The organism is Schaedlerella arabinosiphila, from assembly GCF_003885045.1.
In the GTDB taxonomy this organism is placed as follows: domain Bacteria; phylum Bacillota; class Clostridia; order Lachnospirales; family Lachnospiraceae; genus Schaedlerella; species Schaedlerella arabinosiphila.
In genome coordinates, this window is the sequence record NZ_RHJS01000002.1 from 5,181,117 (window position 1) to 5,202,769 (window position 21,653).

At 50.2% G+C, this 21,653-nt stretch carries 19 protein-coding genes; 12 read left to right on the top strand and 7 right to left on the bottom strand.

The window, feature by feature from the left end; translation table 11 throughout:
- Nucleotides 1-35 precede the first annotated feature (35 nt).
- From EBB54_RS24510 to EBB54_RS24540, 7 genes are all read left to right on the top strand, one after another.
- A complete protein-coding gene (locus tag EBB54_RS24510) occupies nt 36-869 on the top strand; it encodes a PP2C family protein-serine/threonine phosphatase (RefSeq protein ID WP_125129358.1) in 834 nt (277 codons plus the stop codon).
- Between the two features lie 159 nt (nt 870-1,028).
- A complete protein-coding gene (locus EBB54_RS24515; RefSeq protein WP_125129359.1) occupies nt 1,029-2,069 on the top strand; it encodes a threonine aldolase family protein in 1,041 nt (346 codons plus the stop codon).
- A gap of 369 nt (nt 2,070-2,438) precedes the next feature.
- A complete protein-coding gene (locus tag EBB54_RS24520) occupies nt 2,439-3,734 on the top strand; it encodes an ABC transporter substrate-binding protein (RefSeq protein ID WP_162307193.1) in 1,296 nt (431 codons plus the stop codon).
- A 47-nt stretch (nt 3,735-3,781) separates the two neighbouring features.
- Complete coding sequence (locus EBB54_RS24525; protein ID WP_125129361.1) at nt 3,782-4,663, top strand: carbohydrate ABC transporter permease; 882 nt, start codon at nt 3,782-3,784, stop codon at nt 4,661-4,663.
- A 1-nt stretch (nt 4,664) separates the two neighbouring features.
- Complete coding sequence (locus EBB54_RS24530) at nt 4,665-5,504, top strand: carbohydrate ABC transporter permease (protein WP_125129362.1); 840 nt, start codon at nt 4,665-4,667, stop codon at nt 5,502-5,504.
- 79 nt (nt 5,505-5,583) lie between these two features.
- Nucleotides 5,584-7,401 (top strand): sensor histidine kinase, encoded by a 1,818-nt coding sequence (locus tag EBB54_RS24535; protein WP_125129363.1) that lies wholly within the window; start codon nt 5,584-5,586, stop codon nt 7,399-7,401.
- Nucleotides 7,398-8,915: a response regulator transcription factor gene (locus EBB54_RS24540; RefSeq protein ID WP_162307194.1), complete on the top strand. Its 1,518-nt coding sequence runs from the start codon at nt 7,398-7,400 to the stop codon at nt 8,913-8,915. Before EBB54_RS24535 ends, EBB54_RS24540 begins: the two co-directional genes overlap by 4 nt.
- Before the next feature lie 105 nt (nt 8,916-9,020).
- On the opposite strand, the gene EBB54_RS24545 is transcribed toward EBB54_RS24540, so the two are convergent.
- Entirely contained in the window at nt 9,021-10,571 is a 1,551-nt protein-coding gene (locus EBB54_RS24545) for a PucR family transcriptional regulator (RefSeq protein WP_125129365.1), read from the bottom strand.
- Nucleotides 10,572-10,853: 282 nt separating this feature from the next.
- Between EBB54_RS24545 and EBB54_RS24550 the strand changes: the two genes are divergently transcribed.
- The 5 genes from EBB54_RS24550 (at nt 10,854) to EBB54_RS24570 (ending at nt 15,692) form a co-directional block, all read left to right on the top strand.
- Nucleotides 10,854-12,794, top strand: a complete 1,941-nt coding sequence (locus tag EBB54_RS24550; protein ID WP_125129366.1) for an NAD(P)/FAD-dependent oxidoreductase — start codon at nt 10,854-10,856, stop codon at nt 12,792-12,794.
- A gap of 128 nt (nt 12,795-12,922) precedes the next feature.
- On the top strand, nt 12,923-13,762 hold the full coding sequence (locus tag EBB54_RS24555) for an SDR family NAD(P)-dependent oxidoreductase (protein WP_125129367.1): 840 nt from the start codon (nt 12,923-12,925) through the stop codon (nt 13,760-13,762).
- 134 nt (nt 13,763-13,896) lie between these two features.
- Entirely contained in the window at nt 13,897-14,757 is an 861-nt protein-coding gene (locus tag EBB54_RS24560; protein ID WP_162307195.1) for an SDR family NAD(P)-dependent oxidoreductase, read from the top strand.
- A gap of 14 nt (nt 14,758-14,771) precedes the next feature.
- Nucleotides 14,772-15,272, top strand: coding sequence for a hypothetical protein (locus EBB54_RS24565; protein WP_125129369.1), 501 nt, complete (start codon nt 14,772-14,774; stop codon nt 15,270-15,272).
- 150 nt (nt 15,273-15,422) lie between these two features.
- The gene (locus EBB54_RS24570) at nt 15,423-15,692 is read left to right on the top strand and encodes a hypothetical protein (RefSeq protein ID WP_193554388.1); all 270 of its coding nucleotides are present in this window, start codon (nt 15,423-15,425) and stop codon (nt 15,690-15,692) included.
- A gap of 48 nt (nt 15,693-15,740) precedes the next feature.
- On the opposite strand, the gene EBB54_RS24575 is transcribed toward EBB54_RS24570, so the two are convergent.
- From EBB54_RS24575 to yiaK, 6 genes are all read right to left on the bottom strand, one after another.
- Nucleotides 15,741-16,352 (bottom strand): YesL family protein, encoded by a 612-nt coding sequence (locus EBB54_RS24575; protein WP_125129370.1) that lies wholly within the window; start codon nt 16,350-16,352, stop codon nt 15,741-15,743.
- Nucleotides 16,353-16,738: 386 nt separating this feature from the next.
- Nucleotides 16,739-17,194, bottom strand: coding sequence for a YhcH/YjgK/YiaL family protein (locus EBB54_RS24580; protein WP_125129371.1), 456 nt, complete (start codon nt 17,192-17,194; stop codon nt 16,739-16,741).
- Between the two features lie 152 nt (nt 17,195-17,346).
- Entirely contained in the window at nt 17,347-18,633 is a 1,287-nt protein-coding gene (locus tag EBB54_RS24585) for a TRAP transporter large permease (protein WP_125129372.1), read from the bottom strand.
- 16 nt (nt 18,634-18,649) lie between these two features.
- Complete coding sequence (locus tag EBB54_RS24590) at nt 18,650-19,126, bottom strand: TRAP transporter small permease (protein WP_125129373.1); 477 nt, start codon at nt 19,124-19,126, stop codon at nt 18,650-18,652.
- A gap of 2 nt (nt 19,127-19,128) precedes the next feature.
- Nucleotides 19,129-20,175 (bottom strand): TRAP transporter substrate-binding protein, encoded by a 1,047-nt coding sequence (locus EBB54_RS24595; protein ID WP_125129374.1) that lies wholly within the window; start codon nt 20,173-20,175, stop codon nt 19,129-19,131.
- A gap of 147 nt (nt 20,176-20,322) precedes the next feature.
- Complete coding sequence (gene yiaK / locus EBB54_RS24600) at nt 20,323-21,327, bottom strand: 3-dehydro-L-gulonate 2-dehydrogenase (RefSeq protein ID WP_125129375.1); 1,005 nt, start codon at nt 21,325-21,327, stop codon at nt 20,323-20,325.
- Nucleotides 21,328-21,653 lie beyond the last annotated feature (326 nt).

The following is a 21,653-nucleotide window of genomic DNA, read 5'->3' on the forward strand; positions in this document are numbered from 1 at the left end:
CTGTTTGGAGCAGAGCTGAGAATGGAAGGAAGGATATGAATTATTTAACTGCGTATTATACAGATCAGGGAAAACGTAAGGGGATCAATCAGGACTCCCTGCTGGTTACCCGGACAGAATATGAAGGACAGGAGGTTCTGCTTGCGGCTGTGTGCGACGGTATGGGGGGCTTAAGCAAGGGAGAAGTGGCAAGTGCCGAGGCCATACGATCTCTTGAAGAATGGTTCCGCAGGGATTTTGAAGCGTTGGCAGGCCAGGAAGAATTTGAAGATGCGCTGTATGATTCCTGGGAGGAACTTTTTCAGAATGTTCACACCAGGCTTTTGGATTACGGACAGCATCTGGGGGCGCGTGTCGGGACAACCCTTACCGCAATTCTGTTTCGGGAGAAAAATTATTATATTGCCCATGTGGGGGATACACGGATTTATGAGATTAAGGACCAGGTGGTACAACTGACACGGGATCAGGTTGCGGCGCAGTTGGATGCGGCGTACAGGAAAAAAGAAATTAGAGGTTCAGGCGGAGTGAATACGCAGGAAAAAGGGGATGCTGGAAAAGAGACGGAATGCGGAAAACCGGAGTATGGAAAGGGACAGCATATCCTGCTTCAGGGAATCGGATGCGCCCCGGTTCTGCGCCCGGTGTACCATAGCGGAAAAGTTGAGAGGGATGCCGTATATCTGCTTTGTACGGATGGATTTCGGCATAAGCTCCACAGACAGGAGATGCGGGAGGCATTCCATTCCGGGAACTGCCGGGATGAAGAAAAACTTTCAGAACAGGGCAGGATGCTGGCACGGCTGGCGCTGGACAGAGGGGAGAAAGATAATCTGACGGTGATTTTGATCCGCACATTGGAAGATTAGTAAAAACTTCCGGATCTGGCGGACGCTTTAAATAGAAATGTAGAACATTGCATATTGATTTTCATATCCAGAATTTATATAATCTTTTTGAACATTTCAATTAGTAAAATATATATTTCCAGCAATACGCAATAAAGCCAAACAGGAGGACACCCCCCCATGATTTCTTTTGAAAATGACTACAACACAGGCGCCCACCCCCAGATCCTGGCCCGTCTGGCAGAGACCAACTTAGAGCCCCTCACCGGCTACGGTGCGGACCACTTCTGCGAAAGCGCAAAGAACAAGATCCGCGAAGCCTGCGGCTGCCCGGACGCAGAGGTCGAATTTCTGGTGGGCGGCACCCAGACAAACGCGGCGGTCATTTCTACCATGCTCAAAGACTATGAAGGCGTGATCGCGGCAGACACCGGCCACGTGAACGTCCACGAAGCCGGGGCAATCGAATATACCGGACACAAGGTTCTTGCGCTGCCCCAGAAGGAGGGCAAGCTCTCTGCGGCAGACCTGAGCTCCTACATAGCCGGTTTCTACGCCGACGAAACATATGAGCACATGGTATTTCCGGGAATGGTCTACATTTCCCACCCGACGGAATACGGCACGCTCTACACAAAGGCAGAGCTGGAAGCACTTGCAGAGGTCTGCCGCTCCCGCAGCATCCCCCTGTTTCTGGACGGCGCACGTCTCGGCTACGGACTTATGAGCCGCCATACGGACGTGACACTGCAGGACATTGCCCGTCTGTGCGATGTATTTTACATCGGAGGAACCAAGGTGGGCGCGTTATGCGGGGAAGCCGTGGTTTTCACGAAACAGAACCGCCCGCCTCATTTTATCAATTCCATCAAAAAGAGAGGAGCCCTGCTGGCCAAGGGAAGGCTGCTGGGCATCCAGTTCGATACTCTTTTTACGGATAACCTGTATTTTGAGATCAGCCGCCATGCGATCAATATGGCAGAAGGATTGAAGAAGGTTCTGGAGGGCAGGCAGATTGAATTTTACCTGAAATCTCCTACCAACCAGCAGTTTGTGATCCTGGAAAATGAGCGGATCAGCGAGCTGAAAAAGGATGTGATGTTCAGCTTCTGGGAAAAGTACGACGAGAACCATACGGTGATCCGGTTTGTGACAAGCTGGGCCACTGCAGAGGAAGACCTGGCGGCGCTGGACCGGGCGCTGGAAGAGTATTCCTCCTGAAGCCGAACCATACTGTGGAAAGAATGTTCTGCATAAAGAGCCGGCTTTTTTGATCAATGAAGCTTATGAGTATCAGATCCTGCCAAGTATCGCTGTGGCTCAAAAACTGCATATCATGCCGCGGTTTTGTAAAAACAGGCATATGAAAAAGTAGAAAGGCGCATATACACCGCCTTTCTTTTTCTTTTATAATGAACATACCGCAATGATTCAGAGCGGCAGGCGCAGGCATATCTGAGGCTGTTGGGCGTTCCGACCCATTTCAGTATGAAAGATCAGTCTTTAACAAGTAAACTAACTCAGTCCGTTTTTTCATACTGCTGCCGTTCTGAAGAGTTACATCAAACTTTAAAACCAGGAGGAAAAGAAATGAAAGCGAAAAGATTGGCAGCAGTGCTCATGAGCGGGGCTCTGGCAGCAGGAACACTTGCCGGGTGCGGCGGGGGAGGTAATAGCAGCGGAGGAGAAGGAGGGGACAGCGGTTCGGGAAAGATCGAACTGGAATTTTTTACCCAGAAAAGGGAAGCGGCCGATACTTTTGAAAAAATCATCACGCAGTTCAACGAGAGCCAGGATGAAATCAAAGTGACCCAGAATATCGTACCGGATTCTACCAGCGTTCTCATGTCCCGGGCGGCGACAGGGGATCTGCCGGATATTATCCAGGTGGGCGGCATGCAGGATTCCAACACGATGCAGTTCATGAAAGAAGGACATTTCCTTGACATAAGCGGCATGGAATGCCTGGGACAGGTGGTTGACGATTACCAGGAGGCCATCAAATTCAAAGGGAAAAACTATGTAGTTCCAATCTCAGCCAATTTCAGCGGCGTATACTATAATAAAGACAAATTCGAGGATAAAGGCTATCAGGTGCCGGAGACCTACGACGAGCTCATGGAGCTTGCGGAAAAAATGAAAAAGGATGGGGAGACACCATTCCTTTTCCCAGACAAGGATCCATGGACTCTGGTGCAGTGCTGGGAGGACAATATTGACGGTTCCGCCAGGGGCGGCAGGAAGCCGGTATATATGGACATTGCAAATGGAGAAACCACGTTCCAGGATGACGAGCTGTTTGCAGAGACCCTGCAGAAGGTGGTCGATATCCATGAATACGGCCAGGGAGATACGCTGGCATTGGGATATGATCAGGCCATCAGCGACTTTGCGACCGGGAAAGCATGCATGTTCATGCAGGGAATCTGGGCGCTTCCTTCTATTAAAAAAGCAAACCCAGATATGAATGTCGGGATGTTCTCGTTCCCAAGCAACAGCGGCGATACAAAAGTGAGCATGGGCATTGACGTAAACCTGGCGATTTCTGCAAAATGCGCCAATGCGGAGGCGGCAAAAAAATTTGTAGAGTTTGCGGCTTCCAAGGACATGGTGCAGCTATATGTAGATAATGATTATTCTCTGCCGTGTATGAAGGATGTGACGGCTAAGATTCCGGATGCGCAGGAAATTGTAGATCTGGTAGAGGACGGCAGGGGAGCGCTGCAGGTTACGGCACTGCCGAAAGCGGTGTCTGATGAAAGGCAGAATACGATCCAGAAAGTGATTATGCCGGATGAAGGAGAGGATATTGATACATTCCTGACAAATCTGACAGAGACATTTATGGAAAATAAAGATGAATTTCTGGAGCTTTATGGAGAATGAAGGCTGCAGGCCGCTGCTGCTGACAAGAAAGGAGAACGGCTTTCTACATGAAAAGGACAAAGCTTTTACAAAGAAACCAAATATTATTTTTGTTTACACTGCCGATTCTTTTAATGTACTGCATATTTTTTATAGTTCCTCTTCTGATGGGGATGAAAAACAGCTTTACAGACTGGTCTGGGACGAGTCCGGATTACAACTTTATCGGCATCGAAAATTACATAGGGATTTTCGGGGATGAACGTTTTCGAAACGCATTATGGTTTAACTTCAAATATACATTTTTGCTGACCGCCGCGACCATGGTGATCTCCCTGGCCCTTGCGCTGATCCTGAACCAGAAGATCAAGGCAAGAGGATTATTTCGTTCGATCTATTTCCTTCCGGCAGTCCTGAGTCTTGTAACCGTAGGACTGATATGGAATGAATTATTTTACCGGATGATTCCTGCCATTGGAGAGGCTACCGGATGGGGGCTCTTCCAGTCCAGCTGGCTGGGAAGCCCGAAGCTGGCCATGTATGCCATCCTGATCGTAAATTTGTGGCAGGGATGCGCGACGCCGATCGTACTGCTGATTGCCGGATTGCAGAGTGTGCCGGAAGATCTGTATGAAGCGGCTTCCATTGACGGCGCGACCGCCTGGGATAAGTTCCGGGCCATAACGATCCCATATCTGATCCCGGTGCTGAATATGGTATTTGTTACCTGCGTGAAGGGCGGGCTTACCACATTTGACTATATCAAGGCGATGACCGACGGCGGCCCGATGCAGTCTACGGAATCGGTGGGCATCCTGATCTACAACCATGCCATGCAGGAAGGAAAATTCGGCTATTCCGTGGCAGAGTCCATGATCCTGTTTGTGATCATCGCGCTGGTATCTGTTGCTACCATGCGGATGTCCAACGGTAAGAAAGTAGGTGACTGATATGACAAAAGGAAAAAAGATATTCAGCAGATCCATATCCTATATCATAGCGGCGGCAGGCGTGCTCGTGATTCTCCTTCCGTTCTATGTAACCCTGATCACGGCATTTAAAACGCCGCAGGAATCAGCGCAGAACTTCTTCGCGTTTCCGAAAACCCTGTATCTGGAGAATTTTAAGACGGTTTTTGCCAAAGCAGGGTATTTCAAATATTTTATGAACTCAGTGGTTGTTACGGTAAGCTCCCTGATTCTGATATATGTTCTGGTCACGATGATATCTTACTCCATTGCGCGGAACATGAAGCGGCATATTTATTATAAGATTATCTACGGAGTGATCGTGCTGGGGATGTTTGTACCGTTTCAGGTTATCATGGTTCCGCTTGTACAGTTCATGGGCAGCCTTGGGCTTTCCAATAAATTCGGCCTGATCCTGCTTCATGTGACCTATGCGGCAATGCAGGGGGTATTCCTGCTGGTAAGCTACATCCAGAACGTACCGGTTGACCTGGAAGAGGCAGCATATATCGACGGATGCACCACGATGCAGGCATATGTCAAGGTAGTCCTGCCGCTGCTCAAGCCGATGACATCAACGGTGCTTGTGCTGAATGCTCTGTGGATCTGGAATGATTTCCAGATGCCGCTGATGATCCTGAACAAGCTGCCGGATACATGGACGCTTCCGCTGTTCCAGTATAATTTTAAGTCGCAGTATTCCTTCGACTATAATATGGCGTTCGCATCTTATCTGATCGCCATGGTACCTGTGCTGATCGCATATTTTGCGGCGCAGAAGAACATCGTGGAAGGCCTCACGGCAGGCGCGGTAAAATCATAGTGTAAATAAAGGCTGTGCAAAACGGCTTGCCCCTTGAAGGCATATATAGTAAAGTTGTAGTAAAAAAGGGGGGAGCCGGATGCCAGCTTTTTTTAAAAAACTATCATTCAGAAAGAAAATACTCAGTTCCTATATTCTGTTTATCAGCATATCCTGCCTGCTCATAGCAGTCTATTTTGTCAGAAATATGGAGACTGCCAGAGAAGAAAGCTATAGCTATATGTATCAGTACGGGGAGCAGGTGAGTATGAGCACGGACGTGATTGTGTCTAATATGGACAGAATCCGTTTTTTGCATTTTATAGATGACGATATCCGGCAGATGTTTAGAAAAAGCATGGAAGATAAAACAACAGAGAAGGTGCTGGAGGAAGATAAATATATCAAGCAGGCTCTGAACCATATGACAAATATGAACCAGTATGTGCTGCGCGCTACGGTGATCAATGAATATGGAGAGATCTTTTCCAATGTAGAAACAAATGACAAGGCATATCTGAAAAGAATGGCGCAAATCGATAAGAAGCAGGATTGGAGCGATAAAAATAAAGTATACTATACCGGAGTCTATGAAGAAGAAATCTATCTGATCCCCTGTCAACTGGTGACCAGCATCAGTAAGATCTATGATATTGACCAGGAGGAACCTGTCGGAACCGTGTATATTGACTTGAACTTTTCCAGTATACGGCTGATGCTGGAGCAGTTATCCGCATCAGGGGATACGGGAACCAATCTGCTGATCTTTGATGAAGAGAGGGAACTGCTTTATGATTCCGGAGGGCAGGAAGAGGAATTCCTCAGTCAGCTCAGCCGGAACGAGCAGGCGGAGCTCGAAAATTTTTTGAAGGAAGACTCGGATAAGAGCGAGCTCATGATACATGGAGAAAAATGTCTGGCGGCAGGCACGCGGAATCAGACAACGAACTGGAAGATCCTTGCCTGGATGCCGCTGTCCCAGATTTATGCTTCGGGGTGGAAAAGTATGGTGGGAATCTTCAGCGCCATGCTGCTGCTCCTTGCGGCGGCGGTTCTGATCGGGATTTACCTGGCAGACCAGATCAGCTGTCCGGTCACTGTACTCGCAAAAGCGATGGGGAAGGTGGAGCAGGGAAAGGTAGACCTTCTGGAAGAGGAAAAATACAGCTGGCAGGATGAGATGGGGCTGCTCCTGAGAAGCTATAATGAGATGGGAGAGCGGATCAACGACAGCATTGAAAAGATTTATATTTACCAGATCAATCAAAAGCAGACGGAGCTGAAAATGCTGCAGTTCCAGATCAATCCTCATTTTCTATATAATACGTTAAATACGATCAGTTCTATTGCGGCGCTTTCGGATATGGAGGAAATCGTGAAGATCGCAGATAATCTTTCCAATATGTTTCAGTATAACATCAAAGGGGAGGATATTGTGCCGGTGGAAAAGGAGATCCGGCATGTAAAGAATTATCTGGAGATCCAGGCCATCCGTTTTCCCGGGAAGTACCGGTTCATCTACCGGATCGCGCCGGAAACAGAAGGCCGGCGGATGCTGAAATTTCTGCTGCAGCCTCTGGCAGAAAATTCCATGCACCATGCGTTCGGGCGGATGAAGGAGATCAATGAGATCTGTCTGACCGCAAAGATACAGGGGGACGATATGATATTCCTGCTCAGGGACAACGGCATAGGCATGGACAGGGAACAGGTTCTTAAGCTGAATCGGGAACTGGCGGATACAGATACGGGGACGCTGGTGAACCATGTGGACCGGGGAATCGGCTTAAGGAATGTGAACGCGCGTATCAAAAATTTATACGGAAAAGGATATGGGGTGCAGATATGCAGCGAGGAAGGCTGCTATACGGAGATACAGATCAGGATACGCAGGATAAAAGAGGAGGGCGGGCTTTGAAGGTTTTAATTTCAGATGATGAATATTATGCAAGAAAGGCTATGGCAAAAAAAGTGTTTCAGGCGGATCCGGACGCAGAGATTATGGGGGATTTTGAAAATGGGGTACAGGTGCTGGAATACCTGGAAGATCATCCGGGAGAGATTGACGTGATACTAACGGATGTAAAGATGCCGGAGATGGACGGGCTGCATCTGGCGCAGTATCTGTTTGAGCAGGAATCCCCGATTGAGGTCATTATTGTATCTGGGTATAATGAGTTCGAATATGCAAAAAAAGCCATCAGCTTTGGAGTGAGCAACTACCTGGTAAAACCGGTGCAGAAGGAGGAATTGAAAGAAGCGCTGGACAAGATTATCAGAAAACGAAAAAAATATGAAGACCGGATGCTCAGCATTACGGCAAAAAAGACGCAGCAATACCTTAGCATAGAAGAAATCGCTGCTCATGAGGAATGGAGAAGTATATTTCTGGAGCCTGTTTTCCGAAAAAAAGAAGGGAATCCTTTTTATCTTCTGGTAATCCAGAGCCGGAAAAAAGAAAAATGGACAGAGAATCCGGAAGAGGAAAGACTGCTGTTAAAGCTGAAAGAGGAATTTTCTGGGGAGTGGTTTTACTTTGAACGTTTTCAGGAAAATGTACTGCTGCTGTTCGGAGAGCGCAGGGAGATCCTGAAAAGCCTGAAACATTTTTTGAATAGGATGGGAATCCTGGGATTCAGTGAAGTGACCGTAGGGATGAGCCTGGCCCATACACAGGTTGGACACTGTGCGAAAGCATACCAGGAAGCAGTGTATGCAATCAATCAAAGGCTGGTGGACGGTTGGGGAAGGATATTTGAATTTTCCACGGATTTCAAACCGGAAAATATGCTGAGCAAGAAAAAAGAGAGCCTTCTGGAGGAAGCCATTGCGGAGAAACGGTGTGCGCAGGCGGAGGAAATAACCAGGGATATTTTGAAAAGCTGTCAGAATACCTACACCCTGTATGTGACGATCAGCAGTATTTTTAACCTGCTGTATCATTTCTTTTGCAGAAATGGCGGTGGGGAAAGGGCGGAAGGAAGTGAAAACCATGGATATATGCTGTTTTCCTTCCGCACGGATTTATACCGTTACAGCACGCTTTCCGAAGTAGAAGATTATGTGCTGAATATCGTAAGGACCATGTGCGAAGAACAGGAGACAAAGAGGTATCATTATATTGTATCGGAACTCCTTGCTTATGTGGCGCAGAATTACCAAAGCAATATTTCCATTGGAGAATTGGCAGAGCACAAATATTTTATGAACAGCAGTTATCTGAGCAGGCTGTTTAAGAGTGAGACAGGGCAGACATTTTCCAGCTATCTGATGGAATTCCGTATGCGGAAAGCGAAGGAACTTCTGGAAAGCGAATTGCTGAAGATCAGTGATGTGGCGGCCCTGTCGGGGTACAACGACGTGTCCCGTTTTATCCAGTATTTTAAGAAAATGTATGGTATGACGCCGGAGGAGTACAGGGGGAAACGATAAGCGGAAAAATGAAAGGAGAATGAGATGGAAAAAGATTGCAGGAAAGAAGCCGCGGAAAAGAAGATGGAAGCGCGGGAATAAAGAAATCCCGCGCGTCGTTTCCTCCTATACCAGCGAATGCTCCAGATAATGATCGATCAAAAATGAGTACTGCAGCAAAAACCTGGTATCCGGATTTTCAAAGTTTAGACCCGTCAGATCTTCAATCTTCTGCCTCCGGTAATTCATCGTATTCCGATGCAGAAACAACTGCTCCGACGCGATATTCTGATTGAACCCGCACATCGTATAGGCCCTCAGCGTATCATAAAGCCGGGTTCCCTTCTGCTGGTCGTATTCCCGCAGCACCGCCAGCGCGGGATGGCAGAACTGGGGCAGGCGCTGCTCCCTGGAGAGCCGTTCCATCATATCATAAAACGCCAGATCCTTGTAATAATGGATATACCCCTTCACATCCATCTGCTGGGACAGGCTGCAGGCCTTCGTCGCCTGGAGATAATATTCCCGCAGCCTGGCCGGGTTGGTGAACGGGTTGCTGATCCCGGCCAGAAGCCGTTCCCGGCCGCAGGCCTCCTGAAAGCAGGATAACTCCTCAGTCAGTGTCAGGGCGGTATCCTGGGGAAGCACCACCACCGCATTGTGGTGGTAGAGAACATATAGGCTGGTCGGGAAAATGCGGGTGAGCATGGGCAGCAGTGTGGATTTCAAATAGGTTTTCCCATGATAATACAGGGGCCGCACGACCATCACGCACATATGGTCCGGAAAATGGATCCCGCTGGTATGGATCCGCGCGCCGGCCTGCTCTGCGGGGATGCCGTCCAGGATATCGGTGAGCGTATTGTCCTGGAGACGGGAACGCAGTGTCAGGCTGTCCTGGCTGCGCAGGGCGGAATCCGCCACGATCCGGCCGATCAGCGGCAGGAATTTCCGGTATTGGGGGGCAAAATTCGGGGACTCCTGTATCATGAATACATAGCCGAACAGCGTATTGTCCACGATGATGCGGCTCAGCAGGTAGTAAAGGGCCTCATCCTCACAGCGGTGTATCTGCGGGCCCTGCTGATTGGAAAAGCCGCTGCTGCGCCGGATATCCCGGATATGCTCGATAAAGTCCGGGGGACAGAAGCCCTGCTCCACACTTTCCAGCCACAGGCTGTTCTGCAGGCGGACCGGGACAGAATTTGCCAGGAGCTTTCCGCTCATGTCGATGATCACAAGGGTGCTTTCCGCTTTTTCCGCAATGTCGCTGAGCACATTGGAAATATTCTGGCCGCTCAAAAGGGCCTGCAGCAGAGAGATATAAAGAGCCTGTGCCTGGCAGGATTCCACGAGGATATCCCGGATGCACTGCAGGATCGGGCCTGGTTCGCGGGTTTCGATTTGTGCCCAGTTCACAAAAGCATTTTCACACACAGAAGGCTTCCTCCCTCCCGTCCAGACCAGATTCAGCCCGTTTTCCGAAAGCCCGGAAAATGCGGCCTCGTCACAGGTATCTGTATCGGCAAAATAAAGGACATTCTGCACCGGGGCTTTCGGCTCCGGGCGCGGGCCGGACAGCTCCTGCACATGGAAGATCTCCGTGTTTTCCGCAATATAGGAATCCGGCACAGGATAATCCTCTGACAGCCGGCTTAAAAAATCTGCAAAATTCATAGCATTTCCTCCGATATTTGTGCTTTATTACTAATATACCACATAAATGCAACTCTGATATATGCATCATGAACAAAAATCACAATCTTTTTCATTCCTCTCACACATGTTAAACCAGAGCCGCCTGTATTATCATTTACTGTAAACGGAGCGTTCCGGATACAGAACTCTGCAGGGCCTGCCGGGCCAAAACGGGGCTGGGGTTTCGTTTATCTGCGGACGGATAGGCTCTTCCGCTATCTGGTACAGGAACGCATGGGCGAAGAAAGGAGAAAATATGTTATGAGTTATCCAAAATTATTTGAAAAGGGCAGGATCGGCCGTCTGGAATTGAAGAACCGGATCGTGATGCCTGCCATGGGAACCGGATTTGCCAGTTCCACGGGGGAGGCTTCGGATGAGATTATCCGCTATTATGCAGACCGGGCAAGGGGAGGCGCCGGCCTGATCATTACGGAGATCACAAGGATCGATGAGGAAACCGGGATCGGGACGAGCAATCAGCTCTGTGCTACGGACAGCAAGCACATTCCGAGGCTGGTGCGTCTTGCGGAAGCGGTACACGCTTACGATTCGAAAATTTTTGTACAGCTCCATCATCCGGGAAATGAGACTCCGGGACGTCTTTTGAAAGGAAAACAGATCGTGTCTGCGTCCGAAGTCGTGTGCGCGACCATAGGAGAAAAGCCGCGGGCCCTGACAACGGAGGAAGTGGGCGCCATGGCACAGAAATTTGTAAAAGGCGCGTACATCGCGATGGCAGCAGGCATTGACGGGGTGGAGATCCACGCGGCCCACGGCTATCTGGTGAACCAGTTCTTATCTCCGCACACCAACAAGCGTACGGATAAATATGGCGGGGACTTCTTCAACCGTATGCGGTTTATTACGGAGATCATCAAGGGAATCCAGTTTACATGCGGCCCCGGATTCCCGATTTCTGTCCGGATGGACGGCAATGAATATATCCCGGACGGGCTGACGGAGGAGGAATGCATCCATATCGCCCGCTATCTGGAAAGCCTGGGAATTACCTGCCTGAACATCAGCTGCGGAACTTACGAATCCGGCGCGACGATCATTGAACCGGCCTGCTACGCGGAGGGCTGGAAAAAGCATCTTGCGAAAAATATCAAGGCAAATGTGAAAATTCCGGTGATCGCGGTCAACACCGTGAAGCATCCGGCATTTGCGGAATCCCTGCTGGAAGAAGGAGTATCCGATTTTGTAGGGATCGGCCGCGGCTTCCTGGCAGACCCGGAATGGGGCAAGAAGGCGAAGGAAGGAAAAGACGATTCCATCCGGAAATGCATCGGCTGTATGGAATGCTTCCGTATCGCGAATATGGGCCGGCCTATTGAGTGTACCGTGAATCCTATCCTGGGCCGGGAGCTGCATTTCGGAGACGGGCAGCTTAAGAAAAACGGAGCGGGCCGCGCGGTGGCAATCGCAGGCGGCGGACCGGCAGGAATGCAGGCGGCGGCAGTGCTGGCAAAACGCGGATTTAAGCCGGTCCTGTTTGAAAAGAGCGGAGTTCTCGGTGGCAGCCTGAACTTGGCGGACAAACCGCCCCACAAGGAATTGATCACCGAATTGATCAAAGCCCAGGAAGAAGAGCTGAAAGAACTGGGCGTGGAAATCCGTCTGAACACGGAAGCTACCGTGGAAGCCTGCAGAGAGATCGGCGCGGCAGGTGTATTTATTGCGGTGGGCGGCACTCCCATCGTTCCTCCGCTTCCGGGAATCGAGAAGGCTGTGAAGGCAGAAGATGTGCTGTCCGGGAAAGTCAGCCTGTCCGGAAAGAAGGCTGCTGTAATCGGCGGCGGAGTGACCGGGCTTGAGACGGCAGAGTTCCTGAGTGGGGACAATGAGGTGACCGTGGTGGAAATGTTGAATGCCGTGGGAACGACGCTTTATCCCAGCGTTTCCAAATTGATGCTGAAACGGATCGCAGACAACGGCGGAAAGATTCTGACCGGCCATGCGCTGAAAGCGATTGGGGACGGAGAGATCGAACTGAGCGTATCTGCGACTGCATTTGACACCAGTATGAAGGCCGACGCGGTGGTGCTGGCACTCGGAGTCAGGCCGAACCGGGCGCTGGCGGCGGAGTTTGAGAAGGAATTTGAGCATGTGCTCCTGGTTGGCGACGCGTCTGCCGGCGGAACGATCCGGGAAGCGATGCATGCGGCGTATGATAAGGCATTTGTATTTCTCGATTGATGCGGGAAGTGAAAAAATGGTTTGAGAAAAGATAACGATTCAGAATAGAAGGCCGGTTCATCGTGTGCCGTTCTGAATCGCTGAAAAAAATCATGGAATCTGGTTACATATAAAAGGAGAATGGAAGGATGAAAGATTTTAAAGATAAAGTTCTGGTTGTGACCGGCGGAAGCAGCGGCATTGGAAAGGCCATTGCCCGGGAGGGCGCGCTCCGCGGCATGAAAATTGTGATCAACGGAATTACGAAGGAACATGTGGAGGCGGCGGAAGCCGAATTGAAGGAGATGGGCGCCGAGGTGGTGAGCCAGCTTGCCGATATCTCCAAACTGGAAAACGTACAGGCGTTATTTGACCTGACTATGGAAAAATTCGGGCGCGTGGATATGCTGGTGAACAACGCGGGCGTGGCGGTATCCGGGCCGATCTGGGAGATTCCGGTGCAGGATATCCACTGGATCACAGAGGTGAACCTGATGAGCCATCTGTACGGCATGCACATTTTTATCCCCCAGATGATCCGGCAGGGGTCGGAGGCCGTAGTCGTCAATACGGCGTCCACCGCGGGCCTGATGACCTCCGGAAACGCGATCATGTATCACACGACGAAACACGCGGATCTGGCGGCAAGCGAGAGCTGCTATCTGGCTTTGAAGCAGAGGGGCCTGGAGCGGATTCAGGTGCACTGTCTGGTTCCGGCGTTCGTGCAGACCCTGATCCACAAATCGGACGACCGCCGTCCGGAGCGTTATGCCATCAATGACGATCCCTATTACCAGGGGCAGGAGTTCAAGTCCGGATATATCCGCAGCGAGCGCCAGGTGGTTTCCAGCATGCCCATCGACTATGTGGGCAAATGCGTATTCACTGCGGTGGAGGATCAGAAGTTCTACATCTATACCCATCCGGAGTCCCAGGTGGTAGCCGGAGCACGGGTACAGAATATGGTAAATGGGCTGAATCCGCAGTGACCGGAATGACAGGCGGATCGGACCCGCAGTGACCGGAATGGCAGGCAGACCGGATCCGCAGTGACCGGAACAACAGGCGGATCGGGCCCGCAGTAAATGGAATGATAAATGGGCCGAAAAAGGAGGTTGAGAGGATGATCAAGGATTTTAAAGATAAAAAAGTGGTGGTAACAGGCGCCGCAAACGGCATCGGACGGGAGCTGGCGCTGGGCTGTGCGAAACGGGGCGCCGACGTATTGGCAGTGGACATCCACGAGGACGAGGCGGATGCCGTGGCCGCGGAGATCAAAGCGCTTGGCAGGGACGGGATCGCGCTGCAGGCGGATGTCTCCCTTCCAGAGGAATGCCAGAAAATATTTGACTGTGCGATGGAAGTATTCGGCCGCTGCGATATGCTGATCAACAATGCGGGTGTCAGCACAGGCGCCGACGTGTGGGACATCAAGGAGGACGATATCAAATGGGTGACAGAGGTGAATGTATATTCCCACTGGTACATGATGAAACGCTTTGTGCCCCAGATGAGAAAGCAGGGAACCCATTGCCAGATCTTAAATGTGTGTTCCATCGCAGGACTGATCACGCTCGGTTCCGCACCTGCGTATTTCAGCACGAAGCACGCGGCAGTTGCGCTGTCGGAGGTGGTTTACAAATCGCTGAGGGCGGCAGGCGATGATATTGACGTATCCGTATTCTGTCCGGGATTTGTCCAGACGGAAATGCATTTGACAGACCGGCATCGTCCGGCACGCTACGCCATCGACCCGGAAGATCCATACTACAATTCCGAGGCGTATCAGAAATTTATCGCCTTCAACAAGCAGATCCTGGATAACGGGGCTCCGCTGGTACCTACGATCGAAAAGGTATTTGAAGAGCTTGAGGATGACCGGTTTTTCATTCTCACTCATGACCAGTACGACCGTCTGCTGCGTGAACAGGGCGTTTACCAGGCCGATATGGTACGGCCCATTGATCCGTCGCTTTTGAAATGAAAGGATAGAGAGTTATGGAAGATGCTCAGAAAAAATTTTTGTTATATTTTCGGCTTTCCCTGCTTGTATGGATCTTGATCGCCAATGCATTTCTGCATGTGATTCATTTTGAATACGGATGGCTGATCTTCATAAGCAATATCATGCTGTTCACTATGGAGGGGGACATCAAAGACCGGTTTATTTCCGTAGAAGCAGGCGGCTTTGCGGGGCTGGTATTGACTGTGATCACGCTGCTGGCCGTTACGGCGCTGACCCCGGTCCTGGGCGATCTGTTCGGCTTCCTGATTCCGCTGGCAGTGGTGCTGTTCGTACTGATCGTTATTCATCCGTATGCGCCGAAGATCCTGAACAATGTGGGATTTGCATATCTCACCTGCGCTTGTATCGACACGGAAGCATTTGCATCGCATATCGGGCTGTTTCTTGCCACGTTTGTGATCGGAAGCCTGGTATTCAACGGAGGATGCCTGCTGATTATGAGTACGGTGAAGAAAATTGTATTTCAGAAATAGAATGGGAAAACCGTTCCTGCTGGTTTGGGGACGGTTTTTTGTTGGTTAAACCTTATTTTCAGCAGTTATGATTGAATTTTACTTTCCTGAATGGATGTTTCATGTTATGATGATTTTTTCAATGGGAAAAGCAAGGAGGAATTTGAGCGTATGGCAAAGACGAGCGAATATCTGGGAGAGGCGTATGAGGCGCTGCAGAAATTGAGTGCGGATGACATCAAACGCCTGGAATATGAAGAACGGGAAAAGGCATTGAAGGATTACAATACGCAGATGGGAAGCGCCGAAAGGCGTGGTATAAAAAAGGGAATCCATTTGGCAAAGCAGGTGCTCAGCCTGCACGTTCTGGGAAAATCGGAGCAGGAGATTGCAGCCGAATGCGGGTGTACAGTTGAGGAAGTCAGGGAGATTTTAGAATAGACAGCTGTATTCTGCCATGAATGGGAAGCGACAGGCAGACACAGCCATCTATTCAAATTTTTGAAACGCCCGGCGGTACAAAAAGGAACCCAGATACGCGAGCCCGGAAAACCCAATGACAAACCACACAAATCCGACAATTCGAAAATCAATAAACATCGTAAATGCTGCAGCCGCAGCCAGAAGGAGCAGGAGCAGCACGGTATAGGGAAGCTGCGCAATGCTGATAATGAACGCATTTTTCAGAGAATTTTTTATGGTATTTTCAAACCGGGCAATATAGGGAAAAATATATATTGCGGGAAATAAAAATATGATGCATAGGAAAAACAGCAGAAAGGAAAAAATCTGCTGAAAAGAGCCGCCCATGATCCCTACGGCCCGGTAATCCATCGCAAGGACAATGCCTGCGAGCAGCAGGATCAGCCAGGAGACGGTACTGTGTTTGAAATTGCTCTTAAAAGCGCGGAAAAAGGAGGAAAAGATGTAGCTTTCCTCATTCTTTGCCATTTTCAGCGTGACGGAATACAGGGCGGTTGCCGCCGCCCCGATGGTGACGATGGGAATGGAGCAGATCAGGAAGAGGAAATTCAGAATAAACAGGTCGGTTATTCTGGATAAAAACTGCATGATTGGACTGTCATAATTGAAAAATTTCATTGGTTGGCCTCCTTTTATGGTTACACTTTCTATCTTAAAAACAGAGCTTCGATTCGAAGCTCTGTTCAGACTGTTTCTGCCTGCTGACTTAGACAGCATTATATCATGATATTTTCTTTTTTGCTATCAGTTTATAGAGATTTTATAAGCAGGCCGAAGCTTCATGTTACAGGTCACACCTTGACCAGGCGTGCCCTGTAACTCAGGCCGCCATTTAAAATTGCCTTCGGCAATGGGCGGCCTGAATACCAGCTTTTATGTGCATCCTCCCGACCAATCAGCGTGGTGATTGGTCGGGGTGTGACATGTAACAGCTTCATGCCGCCGACAGATCACGAATCTGCCAAAATCTTCCTGTTCATCGGCCGTCCGGAAAATCAGAAAATTTACAAAGCAACTTTCACCACAATCTTTTTCACCCGGCAGTTCTCCCCAGCCATACACCGAGGCTTATGCGCGTCCTCCGGTGACACGACGGCAAGGTCGCCGGCTTCCAGAAGAATCTGCCCGCTGTCTCCGGGATCATCAAAAAATACCAGATCCTTTTCCTGATCATAGAGGGCCTTTTCTTTCAGGCCCTCCCGTTTCACATATCCAAACATTTCCCTTCCATAGACCACGTACTGGATATCGAAGTACCGGTCATGCGCTTCGAACGCACACTCTTCCCACGGCATCGTGGTATATTCCTGGACATTCGCGAAAATCTCGTTTCCGTCGATCTGCGTAATTCCCACCGGAAGGGCTTCCAGATCTTCCGTCCTTAAAAAATGATATGCCTTTGTAAATTTCTCTGACAGGTAGTTGTATTTGTCAGCAAGCTTCAGATTTGTTGTGAGCATGATTTTTCCTCCGTTTATTCCCTAAAAGTTCATTTCTGTTAGATTCTTGTTATCAGCTGCCGTTCGTTCTGCTATGATTCACAGTTTGCCAGCCGGAATATCCATCTGCGGCGGCCGTACTTAGAATATCCATCTGCAACGGCGGCCGTACTTTAAAACAGATTCGGGAACAACGCCGTCGGTATTGCCAGAAATACATCGGAGAACACGATCATCAGTGCCAGCACCGCGATGGATGACAGGAAGTAGGGCAGCACTCCCTTGAACGAATCCTCAATACTGATCCCGCTGATAGACCCGGCCAGCAGCAGGCACAGGCCGTAGGGCGGTGTGACCAGTCCAAGGGCCAGTGTCACGACTACGATCAGCCCAAGGATGATGGGGCTGACGCCCAGTGCGGTGGCGGAGGGCAGGATGATCGGCACAAACAGGATCATGGCCGGAACCGCGTCCATAAAGGTTCCCACGAACATGAAGAACAATACCACCACGATCAGGAATACCAGCTTTCCGCCGGGCATTCCGACGAAGATTCCCTGCACCTTTTCATTGAGCTGGTAGTAGCTCATCAGCTCTCCCAGGGCATTGGCAGCGGCCAGGGCGAAGAGGGAGAGGGAGGAAAGCTTCATGGTCTCGATCAGGATCGCCGGGATGCGGCTGATCTTGATGGTGTGGTAGAAAAAGATTCCGATGATCAGCGCGTAGACACAGGCAACCGCCGCGGATTCCGTGGGGGTAAACAGCCCGGACACGATACCGCCGATCAGGATGATGGGGGTCAGAAGCGCCGGAAGCGAGGTCCAGATCTGTTTCAGCACTTCCTTGGTGGGTACCTTTTCCCCTTTTGGGAAATTCTTTTTCTTGGAGTACAATACAACCACAAGCATCATGGCCAGGCCCAGCATGATTCCGGGGATCAGTCCGGTCATGAACAGGGCGCCGGTGCCGACGTTGGCAATTCCCGCATAGACCACCATGGTGATGCTGGGCGGGATGATGGAGCCCAGAGTGGAGGACGCGGCGGTGACGCCCACGGCCGTTCCCTTGTCATAGCCCTGTTTTTCCATGGCAGGAATCAGGATCTTTCCGATACCCGCGGTGTCCGCCTGGGAGGAACCGGAGATTCCGGCAAATATCATGGATACCAGGATATTTGCATGGGCCAGGCCGCCCCGCACATGACCCACAGAGGACTTGCACACATCGATCAGACGGTCGGAAATGGAACCTTCGTTCATTAGGTTGGCCGCCAGGATAAACAGCGGCACGGCCAGCAGGGTGAAGCTGTTCAGCCCGTTGAACATTTTTGTAAATACGACACTGTTGGGGATGATCGGAAGGGCCGCGATTCCCGCGAAGGACACGAAGCCGAGGGCATAGGAAATGGGCACGCCGATCACGACAAACAGTACAAAAAGTACGATCAATAAAATCTGCATATTTTTATCCTCCCCATTATTTTTTCAGTAAATCTTTCACATCCTCGGCGATCTGTCCGATCAGGTACAGAGCGGAGGTCGCGCCGCAGACCGGAATGCACAGCCAGGTCGGCCCCCGTTTGAAATCCGGAATGCTTACCCACCGGTAATTCCAGAACTGGATCGTAACCCGGAATCCGTAATAGAACATCAGGATTGACACCACCAGCATGATCAGCGCGATCACGATTCCCAGGATTTTTTTCAGCTTTTCGTTGGTGAGCTTGTCGCTGACCGATGTAAACGCAAAATGCTGTTTTTCATAGACCATGGCCGCGGCTCCCATAAATGCCGCCCAGATAAATGCGTACATGGACACGTCTTCGGTCCAGATGGCGGCGATGCCTGCGTACCGGCAGCCCATTTGGATCACAACGCTTCCCAAAAAGATACACAAAAAGATTCCGCCCACTGCAATTTGGATTTTCTGCAGATAACTCAATGCTTTCTTCATTGTTACTCTCCTTCCTTGCGCACCATATCCAGATACCCCTGCATTCCGTATTTTTCTGCAAATTCATCCTGGATCGGGATGGCGATCTCCTGAAATGCTTCGATATCCACGTCCTCAAATTCTGTAATGTCCGCGCCGTCAGCCGCCACCTGGGCCTTGGATTCCTCGTACATATCATAGGTCACCTGACGGTTTTCCTCGGTGGCAACGCGGCAGGCTTCGTTAAACCATCCCCTTTGTTCCTCGGTCAATGCATCGTAAAACTGTCCTGTGGTCAGGAATAAACGGGTAGTGTAGTCGTGATGCGTTTCGCTGACATATTTTCCATTGTCCGTCTTGTGGTGCTCCTTTAAACGGAAGCTGGTATAGTCATTTTCCGCGGAGTCCACGACGCCCTGGCTCAGCGCCTGGTACAGCTCGCCCCATGCCACAGAGGTGGGGATCGCCTGGCAGTTTTTCCAAAATTCCTGAACCACCGGGGTGCTCTGGGTACGGATGGTCATGCCCTTCAGGTCGGAAGGCGCAGTCACCGGCTTCTTTCCATAATAATCGCGGACGGAGCAGGTCCAGTAGCCCATGATCTTAAAGCGGTCGTTCATTTTTTCGCTCAGCAGATCGCTCATCCCCTGCCCAAATTCGCCGTCTACGCAGGCTTCCCAGTGGTCGAAGCTGTCAAACAGATACAGCAGGGAAAACATATCGATCTCGTTTACGCCCAGCAGAGTCATGAATCCGGGGGATGCGACGGTCAGGTGGATGGCGCCCAGCTCCAGCTTTTCCACCAGTTCGGATTCATTTTCACCGAGAGTCCCGTGGTGCAGGGTAGCCGTTGCCCTTCCCCCGGAAACCTCCTCCAGCACTTCCTTGAAGCGGATTGCCGCTTTGGTATAGGGATTTTCCAGGGAGGTCTGGTTGTGGGCCAGGATGATGTTCAGCTCCGGCGCGGGCTTGCCGTCCTCGGAACCGCCGGAGGACCCGCATCCGGTCAGGCCGGTCAAGCCGGTCAGCAGCAACAGCGCTGCCAGACAGAAGCAGCAGATTTTTTTCATGATGGTTTACCTTTCCTTTCTATTAATGAACGATGAACTTTCTATAATTAGCAATGTTCTTTCTATAATGAACGATGTTCTTTCTATAATGAACGATGTCCTTTCTATAATGAACGATATCTTTTCTATATGAACGATATCCTTTGCTTACATGTTCAGAACGGATTGCCAGACTTCCTCGATCACCGGGATTCCGTTTTTCATATTGTCCAGGATGTTCTGCGACTCCATCTCGCCCGGGTATAATACGTCTTTGCCTTCCTCAATGGGCTGGGAGGATTTTATGTCGGCAATGATCTCATTCACGATCCCGTCGGTCAGCTCCGTGCTGTTTGCCTTGGAGGGGTCAATGGCGATCATGACCTGGGAAAGGCCGACCTCATCCCCGAAGGTTCCAATCTTATTCACCGAATTGCCGTTTGTGAGGACGGTTGCGATCAGATCCAGGGCGATGGAAATTCCGCTGCCCTTCCAGTAGCCCATGGGGAGCACCCGCCAGGTCTTCTCAATCTCCGCAGGATCGGTGGTGAGATTGCCGTTTGTATCATAACCTCCGGGCACCGGAAGCTGGATTCCTTTCAGCTTGCAGTCTTCGATCTTTCCATAGGAGAACTGGGAAACGGCGCAGTCGATGACTACATGGCGGCCGTCGCTTCTCGGAACGGCGAAGATCAGGGGGTTGTTGCCGATCTTCCGATCCATGCCTCCCCAGGCCGGCATATTCGGCATGGTGTTGGACCAGCAGATCCCGATGCATCCCTGGTCCGCCGCCTGGAAACCGTAGCTGCCGCCCCGCATCCAGTGGTTGTTATTTCCCAGGGAAACGATTCCGATGCCGTATTCCTTCGCAAGCTCGCAGGCCCTGTCCATAGCCAGCTTTGCGTTCAGCGGGCCGAACCCTCTGTGGCCGTTCCAGCGTTCCATTGCGCCCAACTGCAGCTCACAGGTGGCTGCGATGTCCGGGTCGATCTCGCCTTTTTCCAGGTAGCTCACCACTCTGGGAAAACGGTTCAGTCCGTGGGAATACACTCCCGCCAGGCTGTTCTGAGCAAAGATTTCCGCCGCCGCTTCGCCACGCTTCTCGCTGAATCCTTTCTTTACCAGTACTCGTTTAAATTCCTTTACCATGGTCTCATAAGGTACACGCTTCATATCTCAAATCCTCCTGTAATAAAATGATTGTTTGCAATCGGTTTCGATACTATTACTTTTATTGTGCCATTGTTACTATGATTCTAATATTGCAATCGATTGCTTTTCTTGAAAGTATAGTAACACATGGAGGAAAAGTTTTCAATAAGAATCTAAACGTCATTTTTCACATTATTTCATGGTAAAAATTGTGCATATTTAACAAATGATAAATAAAAAAAAGGGTTTTCGTGTGTTTTAAGATATGGGTGGAAGAAAGTGATTTTGCAATCGATTGAAATGGTGGGCTGATTGCAGAAAGAAGAAAGTCAGTGATGAGATGACGT

Excerpts from the sequence above, each read along its gene's own strand:
- yiaK (WP_125129375.1), bottom strand. The coding sequence starts at position 21,327 with ATGAAGCGTGTACCTTATGAGACCATGGTAAAGGAATTTAAACGAGTA.
- EBB54_RS24535 (WP_125129363.1), top strand. The coding sequence starts at position 5,584 with ATGCCAGCTTTTTTTAAAAAACTATCATTCAGAAAGAAAATACTCAGT.
- EBB54_RS24520 (WP_162307193.1), top strand. The coding sequence starts at position 2,439 with ATGAAAGCGAAAAGATTGGCAGCAGTGCTCATGAGCGGGGCTCTGGCA.
- EBB54_RS24550 (WP_125129366.1), top strand. The coding sequence starts at position 10,854 with ATGAGTTATCCAAAATTATTTGAAAAGGGCAGGATCGGCCGTCTGGAA.
- EBB54_RS24570 (WP_193554388.1), top strand. The coding sequence starts at position 15,423 with ATGGCAAAGACGAGCGAATATCTGGGAGAGGCGTATGAGGCGCTGCAG.
- EBB54_RS24585 (WP_125129372.1), bottom strand. The coding sequence starts at position 18,633 with ATGCAGATTTTATTGATCGTACTTTTTGTACTGTTTGTCGTGATCGGC.
- EBB54_RS24595 (WP_125129374.1), bottom strand. The coding sequence starts at position 20,175 with ATGAAAAAAATCTGCTGCTTCTGTCTGGCAGCGCTGTTGCTGCTGACC.
- EBB54_RS24580 (WP_125129371.1), bottom strand. The coding sequence starts at position 17,194 with ATGCTCACAACAAATCTGAAGCTTGCTGACAAATACAACTACCTGTCA.
- EBB54_RS24590 (WP_125129373.1), bottom strand. The coding sequence starts at position 19,126 with ATGAAGAAAGCATTGAGTTATCTGCAGAAAATCCAAATTGCAGTGGGC.
- EBB54_RS24525 (WP_125129361.1), top strand. The coding sequence starts at position 3,782 with ATGAAAAGGACAAAGCTTTTACAAAGAAACCAAATATTATTTTTGTTT.
- EBB54_RS24545 (WP_125129365.1), bottom strand. The coding sequence starts at position 10,571 with ATGAATTTTGCAGATTTTTTAAGCCGGCTGTCAGAGGATTATCCTGTG.
- EBB54_RS24515 (WP_125129359.1), top strand. The coding sequence starts at position 1,029 with ATGATTTCTTTTGAAAATGACTACAACACAGGCGCCCACCCCCAGATC.
- EBB54_RS24530 (WP_125129362.1), top strand. The coding sequence starts at position 4,665 with ATGACAAAAGGAAAAAAGATATTCAGCAGATCCATATCCTATATCATA.
- EBB54_RS24565 (WP_125129369.1), top strand. The coding sequence starts at position 14,772 with ATGGAAGATGCTCAGAAAAAATTTTTGTTATATTTTCGGCTTTCCCTG.
- EBB54_RS24575 (WP_125129370.1), bottom strand. The coding sequence starts at position 16,352 with ATGAAATTTTTCAATTATGACAGTCCAATCATGCAGTTTTTATCCAGA.
- EBB54_RS24510 (WP_125129358.1), top strand. The coding sequence starts at position 36 with ATGAATTATTTAACTGCGTATTATACAGATCAGGGAAAACGTAAGGGG.
- EBB54_RS24555 (WP_125129367.1), top strand. The coding sequence starts at position 12,923 with ATGAAAGATTTTAAAGATAAAGTTCTGGTTGTGACCGGCGGAAGCAGC.
- EBB54_RS24560 (WP_162307195.1), top strand. The coding sequence starts at position 13,897 with ATGATCAAGGATTTTAAAGATAAAAAAGTGGTGGTAACAGGCGCCGCA.